The sequence below is a fragment of the Xylanibacter sp. genome (assembly GCF_057607445.1).
This window is the reverse complement of record NZ_DBLZAX010000002.1, coordinates 60,334-81,572: the sequence shown is the minus strand read 5'-3', so window position 1 is coordinate 81,572 and position 21,239 is coordinate 60,334. Positions and strand designations below refer to the sequence as shown.

General features: G+C 44.5%; 18 protein-coding genes. 9 read left to right on the top strand and 9 right to left on the bottom strand.

What is annotated here, in order from left to right; genetic code table 11:
• Positions 1 to 2: 2 nt before the first annotated feature.
• From ACZMIG_RS02295 to ACZMIG_RS02285, 3 genes are all read left to right on the top strand, one after another.
• Positions 3 to 851, top strand: coding sequence for a glycosyltransferase (locus ACZMIG_RS02295; protein ID WP_302698387.1), 849 nt, complete (start codon positions 3 to 5; stop codon positions 849 to 851).
• 7 nt (positions 852 to 858) lie between these two features.
• A complete protein-coding gene (locus ACZMIG_RS02290; RefSeq protein WP_287601618.1) occupies positions 859 to 1,554 on the top strand; it encodes a glycosyltransferase family 2 protein in 696 nt (231 codons plus the stop codon).
• Positions 1,555 to 1,706: 152 nt separating this feature from the next.
• Positions 1,707 to 2,474, top strand: a complete 768-nt coding sequence (locus tag ACZMIG_RS02285) for a glycosyltransferase family 2 protein (protein ID WP_287601668.1) — start codon at positions 1,707 to 1,709, stop codon at positions 2,472 to 2,474.
• A gap of 539 nt (positions 2,475 to 3,013) precedes the next feature.
• Here ACZMIG_RS02285 and trxB read toward each other — a convergent pair.
• Complete coding sequence (gene trxB, locus ACZMIG_RS02280) at positions 3,014 to 3,964, bottom strand: thioredoxin-disulfide reductase (RefSeq protein WP_053398621.1); 951 nt, start codon at positions 3,962 to 3,964, stop codon at positions 3,014 to 3,016.
• Between the two features lie 126 nt (positions 3,965 to 4,090).
• Positions 4,091 to 4,645: a glutathione peroxidase gene (locus ACZMIG_RS02275; RefSeq protein WP_021855379.1), complete on the bottom strand. Its 555-nt coding sequence runs from the start codon at positions 4,643 to 4,645 to the stop codon at positions 4,091 to 4,093.
• 534 nt (positions 4,646 to 5,179) lie between these two features.
• Here ACZMIG_RS02275 and ACZMIG_RS02270 point away from each other — a divergent pair.
• The 4 genes from ACZMIG_RS02270 to ACZMIG_RS02255 all read left to right on the top strand — a co-directional run bounded on the left by ACZMIG_RS02270 (position 5,180) and on the right by ACZMIG_RS02255 (position 8,327).
• Positions 5,180 to 5,758: a GNAT family N-acetyltransferase gene (locus ACZMIG_RS02270; protein WP_418874980.1), complete on the top strand. Its 579-nt coding sequence runs from the start codon at positions 5,180 to 5,182 to the stop codon at positions 5,756 to 5,758.
• The gene (locus tag ACZMIG_RS02265; RefSeq protein WP_487888979.1) at positions 5,755 to 6,159 is read left to right on the top strand and encodes a DUF1810 domain-containing protein; all 405 of its coding nucleotides are present in this window, start codon (positions 5,755 to 5,757) and stop codon (positions 6,157 to 6,159) included. The genes ACZMIG_RS02270 and ACZMIG_RS02265 overlap by 4 nt, the downstream gene beginning before the upstream one ends.
• 90 nt (positions 6,160 to 6,249) lie before the next feature.
• Positions 6,250 to 7,296: an alcohol dehydrogenase gene (locus tag ACZMIG_RS02260; protein ID WP_487888978.1), complete on the top strand. Its 1,047-nt coding sequence runs from the start codon at positions 6,250 to 6,252 to the stop codon at positions 7,294 to 7,296.
• 191 nt (positions 7,297 to 7,487) lie between these two features.
• Positions 7,488 to 8,327 carry an aldo/keto reductase gene (locus ACZMIG_RS02255; RefSeq protein ID WP_487888977.1) on the top strand — a complete coding sequence of 280 codons (840 nt, stop codon included), beginning with the start codon at positions 7,488 to 7,490 and terminating at the stop codon, positions 8,325 to 8,327.
• Positions 8,328 to 8,531: 204 nt separating this feature from the next.
• On the opposite strand, the gene ACZMIG_RS02250 is transcribed toward ACZMIG_RS02255, so the two are convergent.
• The gene (locus ACZMIG_RS02250) at positions 8,532 to 9,491 is read right to left on the bottom strand and encodes an alpha/beta hydrolase fold domain-containing protein (RefSeq protein ID WP_487888976.1); all 960 of its coding nucleotides are present in this window, start codon (positions 9,489 to 9,491) and stop codon (positions 8,532 to 8,534) included.
• A gap of 307 nt (positions 9,492 to 9,798) precedes the next feature.
• Here ACZMIG_RS02250 and ACZMIG_RS02245 point away from each other — a divergent pair, with 307 nt between their 5' ends.
• Complete coding sequence (locus ACZMIG_RS02245) at positions 9,799 to 10,371, top strand: hypothetical protein (RefSeq protein WP_053398618.1); 573 nt, start codon at positions 9,799 to 9,801, stop codon at positions 10,369 to 10,371.
• A gap of 395 nt (positions 10,372 to 10,766) precedes the next feature.
• On the opposite strand, the gene ACZMIG_RS02240 is transcribed toward ACZMIG_RS02245, so the two are convergent.
• On the bottom strand, positions 10,767 to 11,276 hold the full coding sequence (locus ACZMIG_RS02240; RefSeq protein ID WP_487888975.1) for a hypothetical protein: 510 nt from the start codon (positions 11,274 to 11,276) through the stop codon (positions 10,767 to 10,769).
• 249 nt (positions 11,277 to 11,525) lie between these two features.
• Between ACZMIG_RS02240 and ACZMIG_RS02235 the strand changes: the two genes are divergently transcribed.
• The gene (locus tag ACZMIG_RS02235; protein WP_487888974.1) at positions 11,526 to 13,100 is read left to right on the top strand and encodes a tetratricopeptide repeat protein; all 1,575 of its coding nucleotides are present in this window, start codon (positions 11,526 to 11,528) and stop codon (positions 13,098 to 13,100) included.
• A gap of 107 nt (positions 13,101 to 13,207) precedes the next feature.
• Here the strand turns inward: ACZMIG_RS02235 and mfd are convergent, their stop codons facing one another.
• The 5 genes from mfd to ACZMIG_RS02210 all read right to left on the bottom strand — a co-directional run bounded on the left by mfd (position 13,208) and on the right by ACZMIG_RS02210 (position 21,238).
• Positions 13,208 to 16,618 (bottom strand): transcription-repair coupling factor, encoded by a 3,411-nt coding sequence (gene mfd / locus ACZMIG_RS02230; protein WP_487888973.1) that lies wholly within the window; start codon positions 16,616 to 16,618, stop codon positions 13,208 to 13,210.
• 267 nt (positions 16,619 to 16,885) lie between these two features.
• The gene (locus ACZMIG_RS02225) at positions 16,886 to 17,794 is read right to left on the bottom strand and encodes a helix-turn-helix transcriptional regulator (RefSeq protein WP_487888972.1); all 909 of its coding nucleotides are present in this window, start codon (positions 17,792 to 17,794) and stop codon (positions 16,886 to 16,888) included.
• Positions 17,795 to 18,718: 924 nt separating this feature from the next.
• Positions 18,719 to 19,828: a hypothetical protein gene (locus ACZMIG_RS02220; RefSeq protein ID WP_487888971.1), complete on the bottom strand. Its 1,110-nt coding sequence runs from the start codon at positions 19,826 to 19,828 to the stop codon at positions 18,719 to 18,721.
• A 38-nt stretch (positions 19,829 to 19,866) separates the two neighbouring features.
• Complete coding sequence (locus ACZMIG_RS02215; protein ID WP_288947976.1) at positions 19,867 to 20,874, bottom strand: penicillin-binding transpeptidase domain-containing protein; 1,008 nt, start codon at positions 20,872 to 20,874, stop codon at positions 19,867 to 19,869.
• A 22-nt stretch (positions 20,875 to 20,896) separates the two neighbouring features.
• On the bottom strand, positions 20,897 to 21,238 hold the full coding sequence (locus ACZMIG_RS02210; protein WP_443732849.1) for a hypothetical protein: 342 nt from the start codon (positions 21,236 to 21,238) through the stop codon (positions 20,897 to 20,899).
• Between the last annotated feature and the right edge of the window lies 1 nt (position 21,239).

Sequence of the window (21,239 nt, the reverse complement as noted above, 5' to 3'; positions counted from 1 at the left end):
AGATGGATAAATTTACAAGAAACAACAATCCTGCATCAATTGCCGTTGTAGTGGTGATTTACGGGTCGAAATTAACCAACTGCAACGTATACAATACATTAATAAAAAATAATATAGACAACATAAGCTGTTTGCTTGTTTTTGACAACTCGCAAACAAAACAATACGAAAAGATAGATCTCCCTAATGGGAAATACGAATATGTATGGGATCCTTCCAACCCTGGACTATCCATACATTACAATGAAGCAGCAAGGTATGCCAGACAACACGGATACGAATGGATTTTGTTATCAGACCAAGATACGACATTTCCACCGGAAGCAATGGCTGAATATGAAAAGGCTTTGACGGAGAACCTTGACTGCAGTCTGTTCGTACCCATACACAAGATATCCGGCGACAGATTTCTGTCACCTGTCAGATCGTGTATTTGGAAACAGACGACATGCATAAAACCAGGCATGCATAAAATTAAAGAATATGACATTATAAATAGCGGGATGCTGATAAAAGTCGCCGACTTTATTAAAGCGGGCGGATATAAAGAAGACGTAAGCCTCGACTTTTCTGATTTTCAATTTATTGAAAGACTGAAAAGAGTCACTAAAAACTTCATCGTATTAAACATCGAATGCATACAAGACTTTTCGAATAACGCTGAAGACAAAGCAAAACTTATCAGCCGCTTTAAGAAATATTGCCAAAATGCTACCAACTTCGAGACCAGAAGCATATATACAAAAGCCAGGATATCGTATCTTGTCTTAAAACATACTATTGCCCTCTCTGTAAGATGTAAGACAACAGAAACGTTCAAAATATTAGTCAAAAGTATAATAAAGAAATAAAGTTGCCATGATTTCAGTCTGCATAGCCACATACAACGGTGAAAAATTCATAAAACAACAATTGACTTCCATACTGGAACAATTAGCCCCCGCCGATGAGATAATCGTATCGGATGATAATTCTAAGGATAATACAAGAAATATAATTGAGGAATTAAATGACGGCAGAATAAAGATTATTGACGGGCCCGGCATGGGTTCACCCACAAAAAATTTTGAGCAGGCACTGAAACATGCTAAAGGAGACTACATCTTCCTTGCCGACCAGGATGATGTATGGAAAGAGGGAAAAGTTTCTACATGTATGAAATATCTTAAAGATTATTGTTGTGTTGTCAGCGATGCAACAGTAACCGACGGGGATTTAAAGGAGACTTCATCTTCTTTTTTCAGGCTCAACAACACAAAATACGGGAAATGGTATAACCTGCTTCTAAAGAACGGATATCTTGGCTGTTGCATGGCTTTCAGAAAAGAACTGCTAAACGCTGCCATACCATTTCCGGAAGACACCCCTATGCATGACATCTGGCTCGGAAATGTCGCAGCATTCAAATTTAATGTATGCTTCATACCCCAAAGTCTTATCCTGTTCAGAAGACATGGGCACAACAGTTCGTCAACAGCAAGAAAAAGCACCTCGTCGTTAAAAGACAAAATAAATTTCAGGTATGCGATATGCAAAGGCCTCATAAAACTGTGACGGACAACCGCAATGATGTTTTGTTACATCTAAAATATTCAAAAATTTGCTCAAAATATTTATTTTGATTAACTTCGCATTTAATTTAGAGATGGCTTAACTGCAGACAATTGAGCCTGTCATGATAAAACTTGCCTAATATACAGAAAATGATTAAAGTATCAATAATAACAACTACATATAATAGTGCCAAAACGGTTGCAAGCACGATAGAATCTGTATTAAGCCAGACATATCCTAACATTGAATATTGGATTATTGACGGGAATTCGTCCGACAGGACATTAGACATAATAAAAAAATATCAGGAACGCTTTAACGGTAGGCTGCATTATCTGTCTGAAAAAGACAAAGGTATATACGATGCAATGAACAAAGGCATCAGCAAAAGTTCGGGAGACATCGTCGGCATTCTCAACTCAGACGACTATTTCACATCAGATGACATCATAGAAAATGTAGTAAAGGCTTTTGCTGACAACAAATTAGATGCTGTCTACGGAGACATACATTTCATTGACGGAAGCAACCCCGACAAAATTGTAAGGTATTATTCGTCTGCCATGTTCAAGCCATTTTGGCTGCGCTTCGGCTTTATGCCCGCACATCCGTCATTTTACGTAAAACGTGAAGTTTATGAAAAATGCGGCAATTATTCGTTAGATTATAAAATAGCATCTGACTATGACATGATGGTCAGGCTATTTCATAAATACCAGATTAGGACAAAGTACCTTAAAAAGGATTTTGTAACGATGCGAACCGGCGGCGTCAGCACTAAAAGCATCAAGAACAGAATACTGATTACCAAAGAAGACGTTAAGGCATGCAAACGTTACGGACTATACACGAATATGTTTTTTATCTCAATAAAGTATCTTTACAAAATCTTTGAATTTAAACGCTTTTCTGTAAAATAACTCGGCTGCATGGACTTATAAACGGCAATTTATAATACAGAATATATAAGTCAGCCCAACTGCTCTTTTTTGAGTTCAACTCTATATCTACTTATTTTGTTTTTACGGGCAACAAAAGTTTAATTGCATTTAAACTAAGAAATCTGAAAGTAATAGGCGTATTTTCATTAAAGTTAGGTAAAAATACAGCCAATTTCAATAAAGACTGTAAACTAAATCACATCCATAGGTTTCTAATCATTAATCTATTGTTTATGAGTCAAAACTCGGCCACTTTTGATGCAAAAGTGGCCGAGTTTTCTGTTGCAAACAAGTGGTTATTTTTGAGCAAACCAGATATTTCGGACTCGCCGATCTATTTTCTATATTCGGATTACCGCCATTTTGTCAGAATAAAGCCTGCATATACCGAATAACACAAGCTTTGAAAAGACTTATCTACTAATATCCGGCACAATACAAAAAAGAGTATGAACGACATGAAAAATCATACGCGCTCATACTCCGCTTTATTTCTTATTCAAGCCAGCAAACGTCTATCAGTGAGACGGATGCTCCTGAAGATAATTCTTAGCCTCTATTGCCGCACGGCAACCGCTTGCAGCTGCTGTGATAGCCTGGCGATAGTGAGGATCGGCAACGTCGCCGGCAGCAAATACGCCGGGCACATTGGTGCAAGGAGTATTGCCTATGGTCTTGATATATCCTATCTCGTCGAGGTCAAGCCACTCTTTGAACACATCGCTGTTAGGCTTGTGACCGATAGCAAGGAAGAAGCCGTCGATAGGCAAATCGTATTTCTCCTCGTCGGGTTCGCCCTTGCGCTTAACAAGGTGGGCACCCTCAACACCGTTCTCACCGTAAAGGCCGAGCGTGTTGTGCTCAAACAGAATTTCTATGTTCTCAGCCTCCTTTACACGGCGCTGCATAACCTCTGATGCACGGAGGAACGGCTTGCGCACAATCATGTAAACCTTCTTCGCAAGACTTGCAAGATAAAGAGCCTCCTCGCATGCTGTGTCGCCGCCGCCAACAACGGCAACAACCTTCTTGCGATAGAAGAAACCGTCGCATGTGGCACATGCAGACACGCCTTCGCCCTTATATTTCTCCTCGTCAGCCAGTCCGAGATATTTTGCCGAAGCACCTGTGGCAATGATTACAGTGTCGGCAGCAATAACATGTCCGTCGTCTGTTGTCAGCTTGTAAGGAGCCTCGCTCAGGTCAGCCTTAACGATAACGCCGTCGCGCATGTCTGTACCGAAGCGCTCTGCCTGCTGCCTCAAATCCAACATCATCTGATTGCCGTCAACACCCTCGGGATAGCCGGGGAAATTCTCTATCACTGTAGTCTGTGTCAGCTGTCCGCCAACCTGCAGACCGCAATACTCTACCGGATTCAGGTTAGCACGTGCTGCATATATCGCAGCCGTATATCCTGCCGGACCGCTGCCTATGATAAGGCAGCTCACTCTCTCTGCGTTTTCCATATTAATTTATAGTTTTTTTAAAAGACAAAGAAAAGCCAACAATACACCACCATGCCCCATAAGGTTGCACCGCGCTATATCATTGGCTTTTCATTTCATCTTATACAAATATGAATGTATATGTTTTTATTTCTTCAACAGTTCTTCAATCTGCTTCTCTATGTTCTCTATCTTCTCTGTAGGCTCGAAACGTGCCACAACTACACCGTTCTTGGCAACAAGGAACTTTGTGAAGTTCCACTTGATGTCTGCCTTGCTCTTATAGTCGGGATCTGCCTTTGACAGCATATCGTCAAGAATCGGAGCTATAGGATGACTCATGTCCCATCCGGCAAAGCCCTTCTGACTTGTAAGATATTTATACAGAGGATCTGCGTCTTCTCCGTTAACCTTCAGTTTCTTAAAGCGGGGGAACTCTGTGCCATAGTTCAGCTTGCAGAACTCGTGTATAGACTCGTCTGTGCCCGGAGCCTGCTGTCCGAACTGGTTGCAGGGGAAATCGAGAATCTCAAATCCCTGGCTGTGATATTTTTCATAAAGTTTCTCCAACTCCTCATACTGCGGTGTGAATCCGCACTTTGTTGCTGTGTTTACAATCAGCAGCACCTCGTTGGAATACTCCTTTAACGATACGTCTTTTCCTTTTCTGTCCTTGACAGTGAAATCATAAACTGTTTTCATCTTTTGTTTTTATCGGTTTATATATAAAATCTTCTACAAACTTTATGCCAAACGCTGCGACAACTGTTTATCAGTAAACTTTTGGCATGATATTTTTATCTTCTGCAAACTTACACAAAAGTTTTGAATATCCCACATCCTTTGAAGAAGTTTTTTGAAATATTTATGTAATTGCACAAAGTCAAAAATACCTTTATATCTGTTTCCGTAATACAGGAATATTTACAAACGACGGCAGGCATACTAAAAATAAGGCGGCTCGGCCAAGACAAAATTCAAAAACTACGCTTTTTATTTGACTTTGCTCTCGCCTTTCACTATCTTTGAATAAGATAGGAGGCGGCTCGGCCAAGACAAAATTCAAAAACTACGCTTTTTATTTGACTTTGCTCTCGCCTTTCACTATCTTTGAATAAGATAGGAGGCGGCTCGGCCAAGACAAAATTCAAAAAACTACGTCTTTTATTTGACTTTGCTCTCGCCTTTCACTATCTTTGTATGTCATTAAAAAACTATATGTGCTAAAAGCCTGATATGAAACAATATGCTAAACACGACGGCTCTGCCGTTACAAAAGACATAAGACCGCAGATAAAGCTGTGCCGCAAAGAGGAATTTGAAAATCTGTGGCCACAGATAAACGATATATTCGACAAGGCGCGGCAATATATGCGCCGCAACGGCAACAACGTGCAGTGGACTAACGGCTATCCGCAGAAACAGACCGTGGCGAGTGATGTTGCCGACGGGTGTTTCTATCTGATATGCCTCAACGGCCGCATTGTGGCATGCTTCTGCATGCGCCCGTCGCCCGAGCCTACTTATGCCAAGATATACAACGGTCAATGGCCCGACGACGAGCCTTATAACGTGATACACCGACTTGCGTCTGACGGTAGCGTAGGCGGCATCGCACTGCTTGCCATAAGGTTTGCCCTTGACAAAGGCAACCTGAGGGTGGACACTCACGAACTTAACTCCACGATGATCAGTATCCTAGAGAAAGAAGGATTCATAAGATGCGGCACAATTTACGTTGCCGACGGCACCCCGCGCATAGCATTCCAAAAACAAGGAACAAGACATACAAACCAAATAAACATAATGCCATGAACGAAAATGAATATAATCTGCAAAGATTCGTCGATGCACAGGAAACTGAATATGCAACAGCATTGAGCGAAATACGCAGCGGAGGCAAACGGAGCCACTGGATATGGTACATATTTCCGCAGCAGAAAGGTCTTGGGCACAGCTACAACTCTGAATATTACGGACTCGACGGCACCGGCGAAGCACGCGCATATCTGGCACACCCGCTGCTCGGAGCGCGACTGCGCGAAATATCAGCCGCACTGCTCGAACACAAAAGCCGCACCACAATACGAAGACTTATGGGCTCACAAATAGATGTACTGAAGCTGCGCACATGCATGCAGCTGTTTGACAGCATATCGCCAGGCGACATATTTGCCGAAGTGCTCGACGCCTTCTTCAATACCAAAGAGGAATAACCTGTGGCCAGCAATGCAGCAATCAGGGCTTTATCCTGACTCATTACATACCGAAACATATTTAATATAACCATAAAACCAAGCAAAACGATGTTAGCATACACATACATAGAGCGCGGACGGTTTGAACTTAAAGAAAAGCCCGTGCCGCAAATTAAAGACGCGCGCGACGCCATTGTGCGCGTAACCCTCGGAAGCATCTGCACGAGCGACCTGCACATAAAGCACGGCAGCGTGCCGAGGGCCGTGCCCGGCATAACTGTTGGGCACGAGATGGTGGGCATAGTTGAACAGGTGGGAGCTGAAGTAAGAAACGTTAAGCCGGGCGACCGCGTTACGGTGAACGTTGAAACGTTCTGCGGCGAATGTTTCTTCTGCAAGCACGGCTACGTGAACAACTGCGAAGACTCCGACGGAGGCTGGGCGTTAGGTTGCCGAATAGACGGCGGACAGGCCGAATATGTAAGAGTGCCGCACGCCGACAACGGACTCAACCGCATACCCGACAACGTAACAGACGAGCAGGCACTCTTCACAGGCGACATACTTGCCACTGGCTTCTGGGCAGCACGCATATCCGAAATTACATCAGACGACACAGTAATGATAATAGGTGCCGGTCCGACAGGCATATGCACCCTGCTGTGCGCCATGCTCCATAAGCCACGGCGCATAATCGTCTGCGAGAAGTCGGACGAGCGCATCCGTTTTGTACGAAGTCATTATCCCGATGTACTCGTAACCAAGCCCGAAGACGCCGAAGCCTTTGTAAGAGCCAACAGCAGTCACGGCGGCGCCGACAGAGTGATTGAAGTGGCAGGAGCCGACGACACTTTCGAACTGGCATGGCGATGCGCACGTCCCAATGCTATAGTTACCGTTGTGGCTCTTTACGACAAGCCGCAGACACTGCCCCTGCCCGATATGTACGGCAAGAACCTTACGTTCAAGACAGGCGGCGTTGACGGTTGCGACTGCGACGAAATTCTGCGTCTGATATCCGAAGGCCGCATCGACACCACCCCGCTGATAACCCACCGCTATCCGCTAAACGAGATTGAAGAGGCCTACCGCACGTTTGAAAACAGGCTTGACGGAGTGATAAAGGTGGCTATAACCGAGAGGCAAAGGCCATAGGCAGCGCATGGCCTTCACGTTGCCGGCAGGCACAGCTGAAACGGCTTTGCAGCCGACGTCTCAAAGAGTGATAAAAAAAGTCTGTAAAAGTGGTTAATCTATCCGTAATCCATATCCTCTTCACTCAGTTATTTATTGCTAACTTTGCAAGGTGAAAGAAACATTTTGCTAAATATAAAAACACAGATAACATGAAGACAATAAAACTGAACAACGGAATAGAGATGCCGCAGATAGGCTACGGCGTATATCAGGTTTCGCCCGACGAATGTGAACGTTGCGTGAGCGACGCACTGAAAACAGGCTACAGGATGATTGACACGGCACAGGCCTACCACAACGAGGAAGGTGTGGGACGTGCCGTGAAGAACAGCGGAATTAACCGGTCGGACATTTTCATCGTGAGCAAGGTGTGGATATCCAACTACGGCTACGAAAAGGCAAAAGCATCGATAGACGAGAGTCTGCGCAAGCTGCAGACCGACTACATCGACCTGATGCTTCTTCATCAGCCATTCTGCGACCGCTACGGAGCCTACAGGGCACTCGAGGATGCCTACAGAGAGGGCAAGCTGCGCGCCATAGGCGTGAGCAACTTTTATCCCGACCACTTTATCGACCTGGCCAGCAACGTCGACATTGTGCCTGCGGTCAATCAGGTTGAGACGCATGTGTTCAATCAGCAGACTGAAGCACAGAAGATAATGGAGGAGTTCGGCACACACATCATGTCATGGGGTCCGCTTGCGGAAGGCCGCAACAATCTGTTCAGCAACGAAACTCTCACAAAGACAGGCAACAGTCACGGCAAGAGCGTGGCACAGATTGCATTGCGCTGGCTGATTCAGCGTGGCGTGATAATAATACCGAAGTCTGTTCACATAGAGCGCATGGAGCAGAATCTCGACATCTTCGACTTTGAACTTACAGATGAAGAAATGGCAGAGATAGCCACACTCGACACAGGCAAAAGTCTGTTCTTCGACCATCATGATGCCGAAACTACAAAATTATTTATGAGCTGGCGATAGATCAGAAAATTAGCCGCTCTGATTTTCGGTTGTTATATTTAATTCCGGCAGATTCTCAGCTACGCACAACAACACCCGCGCAAATCAGCCGGAACGTTTGTCTCGTTGATTATCATCCTAACAAAGACACCATAAACAATCAGAGGGGACGTTTTTTGATTCGCTCAAAAAACGTCCCCTTTGATTTTCTTAATTCACAAAATATTATTTTTCTGCAAGTTTCTCCTTAAACCATCTAACCACGCGGTCGATGACAGGCTGCTGAAACCAGTACATGTCGCCATGCCCGGCATCTTCAACCTCTACATAGCTTACGTCGTTGTCTGCTTTCTTCAGCGCGTCATACAGCTGCCAGCTCTGCACAGGCGACACCAGTGCGTCTGCCGTGCCGTGCATTATCAGGAACGGAGGCAGTCCCTTGCGTATATGCCCCATCGGACTTGCCTTCATGGCCTTTGCCGTATCGCTAAGAATGCTTGCGCCAGGATAAGAGGCAAACGCCGTTCCGTGAACGAGCAGCGCCTCGGTAACGGCCTTCGATGCGTGTATGTCCTGTATCTCCTTTGAATACCCCTCGCCTATGTTCATCAGGTTGCTTATGCCATAAATTGTCGCTGCGGCCTGCACATCCGAACTCTGGTCGAGATAGTCGCCCTGATCATATTCCTTGTCGCCGCCCGTAACGCCTACCATCTGCGCAAGATAGCCTCCTGCCGAATCGCCTATCACGCCTATGCGCTGAGGGTCGATGCCAAACTGACGGGCATGGGCACGAAGATAGCGGACGGCCGACTTGCCGTCGACCAGCAAAGCCGGAAACATGTCGGGCACGGTGCGATACTCTACTGATGCCACCACAAAGCCGGCCTCAGCCAGAGCCATGCGCATCTCTACATATCTGTCGTGTGCTGCCGAAAGAAATCCGCCGCCGGGATAATATATTATGGCCGGTTTTGGCTTGTCCGTACACGGCACGAGCAAAGTCATCTGCAGCGTGCGGTTGTCTGATGCCGATGTTATCTGCGAATATACTATGCCCGTAACGGCATCAATGCGCCCGCGCTCAATGTTCACCTTCATTGTTTCGTGTACGGCCTGCGCCTGTGCGCACACCGGGGCAGCCATAAGGGCTGCTGCCATAATCAAGTGTTTCTTGTTTTTCATCCTTCAGTCTGTTTATTATTCTGCACGAATGCAAAGATACTAAATTAAACGGAGCTTTAAAAACTTACTCCCCACTATCTCGCGCTACACCGGACAATAAAGCCTTCTGCCGTTATCGCGCCTTCACTCCAGTGCGTCTCTCACGGCACGATTCATCTATGAAAGTAGGCTTTTGGTAACATAAAAATAGGGAATTTCCTAAAAACAATATGGATTTATGCTTGCACAGGCAGACACAATGAATTATATTTGCAACAGAATATTTAAAACAGCGAAACAGAATATTAATAATTTAAAGCGATATATTATGAAAAAGTTTACATCTATCCTTGCTATGATAATGATGGCAGCCATGTCATTGACATTCGTAAGCTGCGACGACGACGAATACATAGCCGACACACTGTGGGGCGTTTGGGAAGGCGACATGTACGTAACGAGCGAGTGGAACGGACACACCTACTACTCTTCTTACTCAATCCTGGCCTTCGACAAGGATCCTTACGAGTATGCTTCGGGCACAGGCTACTGGATTGACTATTACAGCGATGCTCCGTGGGACTATTTCGCAAGCCACATAGAATGGAGAGTGAACAACCGTAACATCGAAATTTACTCACGCGAGGACGACACCTATTTCACAATATACGACTACTCGCTATCTGAAAGCTGGTTCAGCGGAACTATCATAGGCGAATATGGCGACCCAATGCAGTTTAGGCTGCGCAAGACGTCATCACCTAACTGGGGTGACTTCGAATGGGGCTGGGACAGCTGGTATGGCTACTCTTATCCTGACTACTCGCCTTCAACACGTGCTGACGGCAGCAACAACGCCGACAGACCTGTAAGAAAGTTTATGAAGAAGACGGCTGAATAACAAAATCTTTATTATCATATTCTATTCCCCGTAAGCACCCAGCTGTGCTTACGGGGAGTTTTTTTATCATAAGACAGCTGTGGCTAAAAGCTTAAACACAAACCGCCTTATGCATATAATTTAATTCTAAATTCTCAGTTTTATCATAACCTTATGGATAGCATAAAAAAGTCATAGGATTACAACTAAAAACTCGGCCACTTTTGATGTAAAAGTGACCGAGTTACAATGCATAAACGATAGGTTAATGATTTAAAACATTTACGCATGACTTTGCTTACAGTCCACATTAACAATATTATATTTTCAGGCATACGTTAAGCAAAACAATTTAATTTAGTTACGATTTTCAGTGTCTTTTTTCAATAACCGGTCTTTTAGCACCTTAAGCAAGACTAAATACCGAAACCCAATATGAAGTTGGCACCATTATAATTGTCTATGCCGGCTGTGCGCGAACTGATATGGCGGAATCCCACACCGACGTTCATATGTATTTTTCCGCGCCCTAATTTCATCATCAGCGCAGCGTCGTATATAACATTTTTCCATTCAGAACTAAGTCCTGCTGCCACCGTGCCACGCACTTCGAGAGCCACGGCATCTGCTTTACATAAAGTATACCCCACTCCACCTCCAAGAGTTTGTGTCCTTGCGTAGCTTTTCTGTTCGTCATAATGCCCATACAGCGTTTCCGTGTGTAGAAACAAAGACATACGCGGAATAACCTTATAGCCTAAATTTACACTTGGCGAAAGCAGCGTGACTCCATTACACTTAGTTCCGCCACCAATTTCAAAATCTACTAATAACCTGTCGTAAAACTTTTCCGCATTTGATGCGTTCTGCGCCCCGGCTGATGTCATTACAGCCAAAAGCATAAATAACATGATGATTTTTTTCATAATACTTTTTTTAATAATTTCGTTACTTCCAAAATTAGTGTTATCCAAAATTACATCCAAACTTTTTCGGCTTATCTTTTCGTGTGTGTTACATTTTTCATTTAGACATAAAGCATTATGCATCAACACTTTAGCACCCATATTACAGCATTTGTCAAACTAAAAATGTAACACGATGCAATGATAAAACGTTCATTTTTCTTGCTCGATTGGTATTATTTTCATACCTTTAATCAAAATTCTGAAGCAATGACAAAAATTATACTCTGCCTTATTTTATCCGTTTTAATATTAACAAATTGCAGTAACGACAACGACACACATGAAAAGCTGTCGGAAATAGAAAGACTGCTTGAAAAGGAGAAATATGAACTTGCCATGAATAACCTGTCGGACATAAATGTCAAAAGGCTAAACGAAGAAAACAAAGCATATTATGACTTGCTGATGACGCAAGCAAATTTTTGTCTCGACAAGCAAACCGATTCTGACTCCTTGATTAATGAAAGCATAAGGTTCTATGAAGAAAACAACAACAAGATTTTGCTGGCCAAGGCATATTATTATAAAGGCATAACATGCTATCAAAGGGGCAACAAAAGCGAAGGCATAAACTTAATAAAAAAAGCGGAACACTTGGCCAAAGGAACAAGCGACCTTAACTTCATTACGAAAATATACATCAACTTATCTTTTATAAATATCGACACCGGCAATTATCAAACCGGACTAAGCTATGCAAAAAAGGCTCTTCAAACAGCCCGAAAAGCTAACAACAAAATTCTTATCGCCTTGTCAATGAATAAGATTAACGCAGCATTTAATTGTATGGGGAAGATTGATAGCTGCCTAGTATATTCTCAAAAAACAATTCCTTACATAAAGTATCTTAACAAAAACGACAAATTAGAGGTTCTGACAAACATCAGCATCGGCTTTGTGAATAAAGGGCTGTATGACGAAGCTATCCTTTATGCGAAAAAGTCTTTGGAAATTAAGCCAAATGCGCACGCATATTATATCATAGGCTCAATTTATTTTGAAAGAGGAGAGAACCGGAAGGCATGGCAACTGCTGAACGACGCACTAAACACTAACGGACTTGAACTTAAGGCAGAAGTGCTGTTGTGGATGGCTGACCTTAAAAAAGAAGAGGGAAAATATAAAGAGGCGTCTGAACTTGAAGAAAGGGCTTTGGCCACAAAAGACAGCATAAAGACTAAACAGCAGACAGAACACATGCTCAGTCTGCAAAACAATGCCGAAAGAAAGGCGGCTGATGCGCAAGCCCAAAACAGACTCGTGATTGCCATATCAGCCGTAATGGTTTTTGCAGCGGCTGTAATGATATCCATGCTTGCATATAACCGCCGAAGAAGAAATGCGACAAAACGACAAATTGAGGACATAAGCAGAACGACGGAACAATACAGACAGAAGATAAGCGAACTCGACAAGGAGAAAGACAAGAACGAAAAGGAAATAGAGAAACTGAACAAGAAAATTGAGAGTCTAAAAGAAAGGAGAATGACTATTCTCGGCCACGGACGCATGCTTTACGATGAACTGGAAAAAGGAGGTAAGACCATAACATGGAAGAAGGACGACTATGAGGCCGTGATTGAATATTACAGGACTATAGACCCTAAAACCATAGAAAGTATAGAGCGTAACTACAAAAAGCTGACTCCATATAACACATTCATCCTGATAATGGCTGACAAAGGCAAAACCAACGACGAAATTATGCAAACCACCGGCATATCATACAGCGCACTGAGAACAATGAAACACAGAATAAATAAAGTGAAGAATGAAGAGTGAAGAACGAAGAAACAGTGTTCGACGTTAGTCAATTCAAATGCATAGTAATTGCCAATAAAATCTATACGGCAAAGCTATTGAATTCTTCGTTCTTCACTCTTCGTTCTTCACTTAAAACTTTCTATCTCACGCAGTTTTTTTACGGCTTCGCCAACGGTATTAATGCCCGTAACCATCATCATGCGCTTGCCGGCCACTTCCTTCAGATTGCATGTCCGCGGATTATGACCGATATAGTTTAAGACAGTGTCGAACACGTTGCTACGGTAATATGCGCTCATGGGGTTGCTCACAAACTGCATGCGCATCTGTCCCTGACGCAGGATAATCTTCTCACAGCCAAGGCGCTTGCCTATACGGCGCAGCGGAACAACATGCATAAGTTCTTCGCCCTCGTGAGGCACAGGACCGAAACGGTCGACAAGACGAGAACGGTAAGCGTCGAGGTCGGCATCAGTCTGAATGTTGTCAAGCTCACGGTAAAGGAGCATACGTTCGCTGCTGCTGGGCACATACTGGTCGGGCAGATACATCTCGAGGTCGCTCTCAATGGCGCAGTCCTCAACAAAGTCGTCACCCGTAAATGTCTTGCCCTCGGCCATCTCGTCCTCATACATATCGCTGAACTCATCGTTCTTCAGCTCGGTTACAGCCTGATTCAATATCTTCTGATAAGTCTCATATCCAAGGTCTTCCATAAATCCGCTCTGCTCGGCTCCAAGCAAATTGCCGGCTCCGCGGATGTCGAGGTCCTGCATTGACAGGTTAAATCCGCTGCCAAGTTCAGAGAACGTCTCGAGAGCCTCAAGCCGGCGACGGGCCTCCTGCGTAAGCACCGACTTAGGCGGAGCAAGCAGATAACAGAATGCCTTGCGGTTGCCACGGCCGACACGGCCTCGCATCTGATGAAGGTCAGACAGCCCGAAGCGGTGAGCATCGTTGATAATTATGGTGTTGGCGTTGCTTATGTCTATTCCGTTCTCAACGATGGTGGTAGACAGCAGCACGTCGTATTCATAGTTCATGAAGTCCATTATGATCTTCTCGAGTTCCTCGGGCTTCATCTGTCCGTGACCGATGGCCACACGCGCGTCGGGCACATACTTACGTATCATGGCGGCAAGCTCAGGCAGGTTGCTTATGCGGTCGTTAACGAAATACACCTGTCCGTTGCGGCTCATCTCAAAGTTTATGGCATCGGCTATCACTTCCTTGTCAAAGGTGTGCAGCTCTGTGCATATAGGATAGCGGTTGGGCGGCGGAGTCTGCATTATACTCATGTCGCGCGCACCCATCAGCGAGAACTGCAGCGTGCGCGGTATCGGCGTTGCCGACATGGTCAGCGTGTCTACGTTCACTTTCATCTTGCGCAGTTTCTCCTTTGTTGCCACACCAAACTTCTGCTCCTCGTCTATTATGAGCAGTCCTAGGTCTTTAAACTTCACGCTCTTGCCTATCAGCTTGTGCGTGCCGACAATGATGTCAATCTTGCCGTCGGCAAGGTCGGCCAGCACCTCACGGGTCTTCTTTGCGCTGCGTGCGCGCGACAGATAATCAACACGCACTGGAAAATCCTTCAGTCGCTTTGAGAACGTCTGATAGTGCTGATAAGCCAGAACGGTGGTGGGCACAAGAACAGCCACCTGCTTAGAGTCGCACGCAGCCTTGAAGGCCGCACGCACAGCCACCTCGGTCTTGCCAAAGCCTACGTCGCCGCAAACAAGCCTGTCCATAGGCCTGCGGCTCTCCATGTCGGCCTTAACATCGTTAGTGGCCTTCAGCTGGTCGGGCGTGTCCTCATATATAAAACTGGCTTCAAGCTCATGCTGCATAAACGAGTCGGCACTGAAGGCATAGCCCTGTTCGTGTCGGCGCGCCGCATAGAGCTTTATAAGGTCGCGCGCAATGTCCTTTATCTTCTTCTTGGTGCGCTCCTTCAGCCTGTCCCATGCACCTGTGCCGAGTGTGCTCAGGCGTGGCGGAGTCTCGCTGTCGCGACGCTTGTATTTTGATATCTTGTAGAGCGAGTGGATGCTCACGTCCACCTTGTCGTTGTTCTGATAAATGATGCGTATCACCTCCTGATAGCTATTGCCTGCCGGCACACGCACCAGTCCGGCAAAGCGCCCGATGCCGAAATCCACATGTACGATATAGTCGCCCGGCTCCATCTCCTGCAACTCTTTCATGGTGAGCGCCATCTTGCCGCTGCGTGCGGCGTCAGAGCGCAGACTGTATTTGTGGAAGCGGTCGAATATCTGATGGTCGGTAAAGAAGCATGCCGGCATACTGTTGTCGGCAAATCCTTCATGCAGAGTCTTGTCAACAGGCAAGAACTCTATCCGTCCGGCTTTGCCTTCGTCTGCCAGCGTTGTGAAGATGTCCTTCAGTCGCTCGTTCTGCTTGGCGCTGTCGGCAAGGATATAAAGTTTATATCCGCGCAGCATATAGTCCTCAAGAGCCTTTGTCAGCAGGTCGAAGTTCTTATGGAACAGCGGCTGAGGCGTCATGTCAAACTTCAGCGTTGCCGCCGGTGTGCCCGTCGGCTTAGTGCCCATCTCCATACGTCTGAAACCAGAAGCATCGGTCATAAAGCGTGCTCCGCTTATCAGCATGGAGTCGGCCCTAAGCTCCTTCATCACGGCCTGCTGCTCCATCTCGGTCAGTCCCTCGAGACGTTCTTTCTTAGCCTGCTGCGAAAAGCCGTCATGATAGGTGCGGTCTATAACGTCGCGCACATACAGAATGTCTTTAGCCACAATGACGGTGTCTTCAGGCAGAAAGCGCATGAACGACACTTTCTCGTCGGTCAGCGTTGCCAACTCGGGCACTATCTCTATGCGCTCGCGCTTGTCGCGCGACAACTGGCTCTGCACTTCAAAGGTGCGTATAGAGTCTATTTCATCACCGAAAAAGTCGATACGGAAAGGATATTCGCTGCTATAGGAGAACACGTCGAGAATGCTTCCGCGCAGGGCAAACTGGCCCGGCTCGTAAACATAGTCAACCTCTGTGAAGCCAAAGTCGCGCAGCGTTCTTTCCAGTTGTATAACGTCGTGCGTGTCGCCTGTGCGCAGCAGCAATGTGCGTTCGTCAAGTTTCTTGCGCGACACGACAAGTTCGCTCAACGCCTCAGGACATGTAACCACATAAAGAGGATGGCCCTCAAGCGGCGCCGACAAGCGGCTGAGCACCTCGGTGCGCAATATCTCGCTGGCCGGATCACGCTGTCCGTACTTCACCTGACGCCGATAAGATGATGGAAAGAACAACACGTCTGTGTTGCCCATTATCTGTGTAAGGTCGTGATAAAAATAGCCGGCCTCCTCGGCATCGTTAAGAACAAAAAGACACATAGGACTGACACGGCGTGCGGCCGACGCAAACATCATTGGAGCGGCCGACGCAACAAGTCCCTGCAGGAAAACGGTCGTAACAGACTTGTCTTCCAGCAACTTGACCAGTGCCGCAACCTGCGGCGACTTGGCATATAAATCAGAAATTTCCTGTATATTCATCGCGAATCCGCTGACAAAGATACAACATTAAAACGAAACGTGAATACAAATCGAAAGAAGAATGCAAAAGAACAATTCACAATTAGCTGCGCTGAACTGCGTTTCATAATTTATAATTGGCTGCGCTGAACTGCGTTTCACAATTTAATTAAAACGAGCCATATTCTTAGCTATTCATCCTTAATAAAAAAAGTTTCCGCCATGTCAGAGATTCATAACCTCATTTCATGGCGGAAAAAATTGTGAAACGTGGTTCGGCGTAGCCAATTATGAATCACCATCGTATCTTCCGGCCATCCTGCGTATCACCTCAGCAACTTTTTTACGGAAACTTTCGGGCGATACCACCTCTACATCCGAGCCGCGCGACAATATCTCCTGTATCAGGTCGCACGTAGGGCGCATATAATACTCAAACACCGAGTAACCTTCGGCAGTCTCAACTTCCTGCTGCGAATGATGCAAAGGTTGAGAGCGCATATACGACGCATGCATTCCATACACCTTCAGGCGGATTTTTACCGGATTGTCGTCACTTATAACTATGCCGAAGCTGTCTTCAAAAAACTTCTCCGGATTAAAGTCCTTGGGATAGACAAACTCCTTGTCGGTGATGTGCATATCTATTATATGGTCTAACGCAAATGTGCGTATAGAACCACATTCGACACACTGCCCCACCGCATACCAATGCTGCTTGAACAATTTTACGCAGTAAGGTCTAAAAGTATAATATCCTGTCTCTTCACACCAGTAACACCTATATTCGAGCCGTGCCTCATGGCCGTCGCGCATGGCTTCAAGAATCTTTTCGAGATGCACTTTGTCCGAAGGCATATATTCAAACAAGATGCGCTTGTTGAGGTTATGCCCGTCTACAAGCAGATTATTAACCGAAAAGGTGTTCAGCAGCCAGTTTCGCAACCCGTTGTTTTCCAGGTCGTCTACATTCTCGATGTAATAATAGTAGCCTCCTTTTCTGTTGCATTCAATGTTTATGTCGAAAATCTGTTCTATGGCCGCACGCCAGTTGTGGAATGTCCTTAAAGGTATGTCCTGCCCGTCGCTCAGGCTCGACCTGAGCCACCGCTCATTGATTTCCTCAAACGTTATTTTTCGCGAGCGGTAAATTACATCAACAAGCCATATATACTTGTTGAATAGGTCTTTTGTCATAATTAATTGTCTATTTATTTTTTGGTTCTAATATCAATACACAACCGACATCAGCCGTAACAATAACGGCTGACACCGGCAACACAGCATCAACAACAGCCAGCTATTTATTATTTATACGCCAAGCTATAAGCCGCAACGTACAAAAAAGTTAACCGCAACATGCCCGTGCCCACAACCATGCAGACAAGACTGCAGCCTGTGTACGCCAAACATGCTTATTCATAAGAAACAAAAACCCACAGCCCACCCATTTCTTTCGATTGCAAACAATATCTTACCCCAAAACAAAACCTATCGCTTCTTCTAAGCATAAGCTTATCATTATGCAAATAACAAAGCCCCGCAACATACGGATATAATCACAGAAACTGCCTCAACGGCATCATTATCCTGCCAATATTGTCTGAAATCAAGAAATTACACCATGACATCACCTAACCAAAAGTCCAATTAAGTCTTATATTTCCTAAAAAATATTTTCTTAATGCTGACTCATTTTTTATATATGTGTTTGAAAGTATCATACGAAGTTATTTAATTTTTGTGCAAAAATAAATGCCACTTATGCCAAACCGCAGCATAAGCAGCAAAAATTTTTCGATGAATTATATGTTTTTAATCCATGTCAAGTGTTTATTTTTAGCTTTTATGTGACGTTAACAAAAACTTTATTTAAACCCGAACCGGTCAACAGACCGCATATGGTTTGAATCTACAGACATATTGATGTCTTCTGATGTCTTAATTATTTTCTATTGCAGCCCATTTTTCTTGAAATAGCCCGACAAACCTGTTAAAAAGCGACAAGCCTTCAATATAAAAATACAATCCGGCCAAATTCAAACAAGCTCGATTGGGTTTATGAATAAGCGATGAAATAACGTCTGAAAAAGAAGCATCTATGCCAACCATATTTCAGTATTATTCACCATATACATTCCACCAACTATCATTTTTTAAAGGATTAATAAGGTCGTCTTCTGATAATAAGTCTGAAATATTTATTATTTTCTCTACAGCAGACTTAAGTTTCTTTTCCTTAAAATCAAAACGCCTCTCCTCTTCCTTAACTTTACCCAAAGGAAGGTAATAATAACGCTTCACGTTCAACACCGTTCCCCACTTGCTTTTAATAACTTCCTCTTGCATAAGTCCGTCTTTCCATGTGCTTATCAGTGTATCCGTGCTGTTTCCAAACTGTAGCGAATAAATATTTGCTCCGTTCACTCTCTTGCATGAAGTTGTTATCTTAACATCATCAGGATAATTAGGATTAGGGTGACACACAGTCTTGACCAATTGCCCATTCTGATAATACTCTTCTGTCGTAGGCTTGAAATCAACAAACCTTTTTATGAAGTAATCGCCATTACCTTTCTTTAAAGGAACCACATCTACCTTTAAGTAATAAAATCCCCCGTTTATATCACTTTCCCAAAAACATACGCATGGATCAACGCTTACATTCAGTTTATAACCTGTCGGAGCTGTTATTTTTTTACCAGACGCCCTGTCTTCCACTTTATAGGCATATCCCTCATTACTATATTCTATTTCAGCCAGCTTATGACGGCAGGTGTCAGGTCTGCTGAAATCAAGACTGTCTATAGCAAGCCTGAAATGCAGGTATGCGCTGTCGCATCTTTCCTCCGTAAAGTCAAAATCTCTCCTTAAATTTATATCAAACTGCAAAATATATTTCAGGCGGTCCTTATCGTCATATCCATACACAATACGCTGCGGTTCGTTTTCTGATGCCGCAGATATGGTAGCCATGAGCCTGCCGTCTTTGTCTTCATATTTTATGAGCCAATTCTGAGGAGCCCTCTGCAGCATACTCACGGCATAAGACCCGTCTGAATAAGTAACCGAATCGTAGTCCATAAAGCCTGTCTTCTTTATGCAATCAGAATCTTCACGCATATCCGTATGCATAAGGTTTGTTATCTCTATTTTATTATCCAAACTGCACGCTGCCGTTAGCAGAAGCACAGAGAACGCGACATACAGGGCATAAATGTTGCATTTCATAATAAAATCTGAAATTAGTGTGTTGTTTAATCATTTACTTAACGAGCCGACAAGTATTTCATCAGCTTTAAATATAAGTTGCAGACCGCATCATAAAGCTCTCCGACATCTTGCCTGTACGCACAAATATAAATTGTGTATTTTGGTTTGTCTGTCGGGAAATAGCCGCACAGTTCCACCTTATATTCAGCAACCGACTTAGGTCCTTGCGGTGTGGTCACTGTGCATATTGTGCCTGTTGGACTTTCGTCTGACAAATTTAGCTTTTTGAGATTTTCCTTATCCTCAAAAATATTTCTGATGCCTCGAATGTTTTTGGGGGCAGCCATCTTATCCTGTATCACCTGAACGAGACCATTTACAGACATAAGCTTAACCATCGTGCCGCCATTGACTATTCCGTTTATATATTCTATCATATCCCACGCAGACATCTTATAGCCATATCCCAGCGAAGTCCACACAATTTCTGACTTGTCCTTATATTTCTTTTGGGGAACATTCAGTCCCGTAATCCTTATGCCTTCGGTTAAGCTGTCTACATTATTTTTGTATGCCAAAGAGGCCGCCTTATAAGTCGCAATGTTCGACTGCTGCACAAACGCGTCATGAAAGGTCATCCTGCCGTGCCTGCTTTCTGGCATATCATTCAGTTCCCTGCCATACACTATGCAAGAACCGTCATAGGTGTCGATGGTGTCTCCGGTGGTTATTCTGCCGCTCTCCAATGCTGCCAGCCATGTTGCCACCTTCTCCAGACACGAATATTCATTTCTGCGGAAGTTGTCCATAATATCGTTATCGGTACACCCCACCTCACTTGCCGCCATTATATAGCCTGTATGGGTATCCACAACCATGATCAAACCGCTGTCGGCATGATGTTCATCTTTCAGGCATGCCAGCACACTGTCTGTATATTGATTTATCGCAGGATCAATAGTCTGACAACCGGCAGTCTTACTTCCCTGACAAGCACACATAAGCAATGTGACAACAGCGGATGCCAGAGGCTTTATCGATTTTCTCAGATACATTTTGTTCATAATAACTATTGTGTTGTTTAAATTAATACCAGACGTTAAACTTATTTTTGATATTATTTTTTTCACAGAACTTCATCAGATTACCAATAAAAGTATTACGGTCCGTTCTAAAACCGAACTCCAATTTTAGTTTTTTGATGAAGTCTGAAGCCGTTGAAGCCTGCATAAGATTATATAGTTTCAAAGTGTTTTCCCCGTCAAACCCGTATGAGGCTTCCACGATGCCGTCGCGTCGGTTATAGTCCCACTCCTGAAAGTCGACTTTATGGACGGTCAATCTTCCGTCCTCAACTGTTGCTATCACAACACAGAACAGAGTTCCATTGCGCACAGATTTATACAATATACGATGGGCATTCTTCATT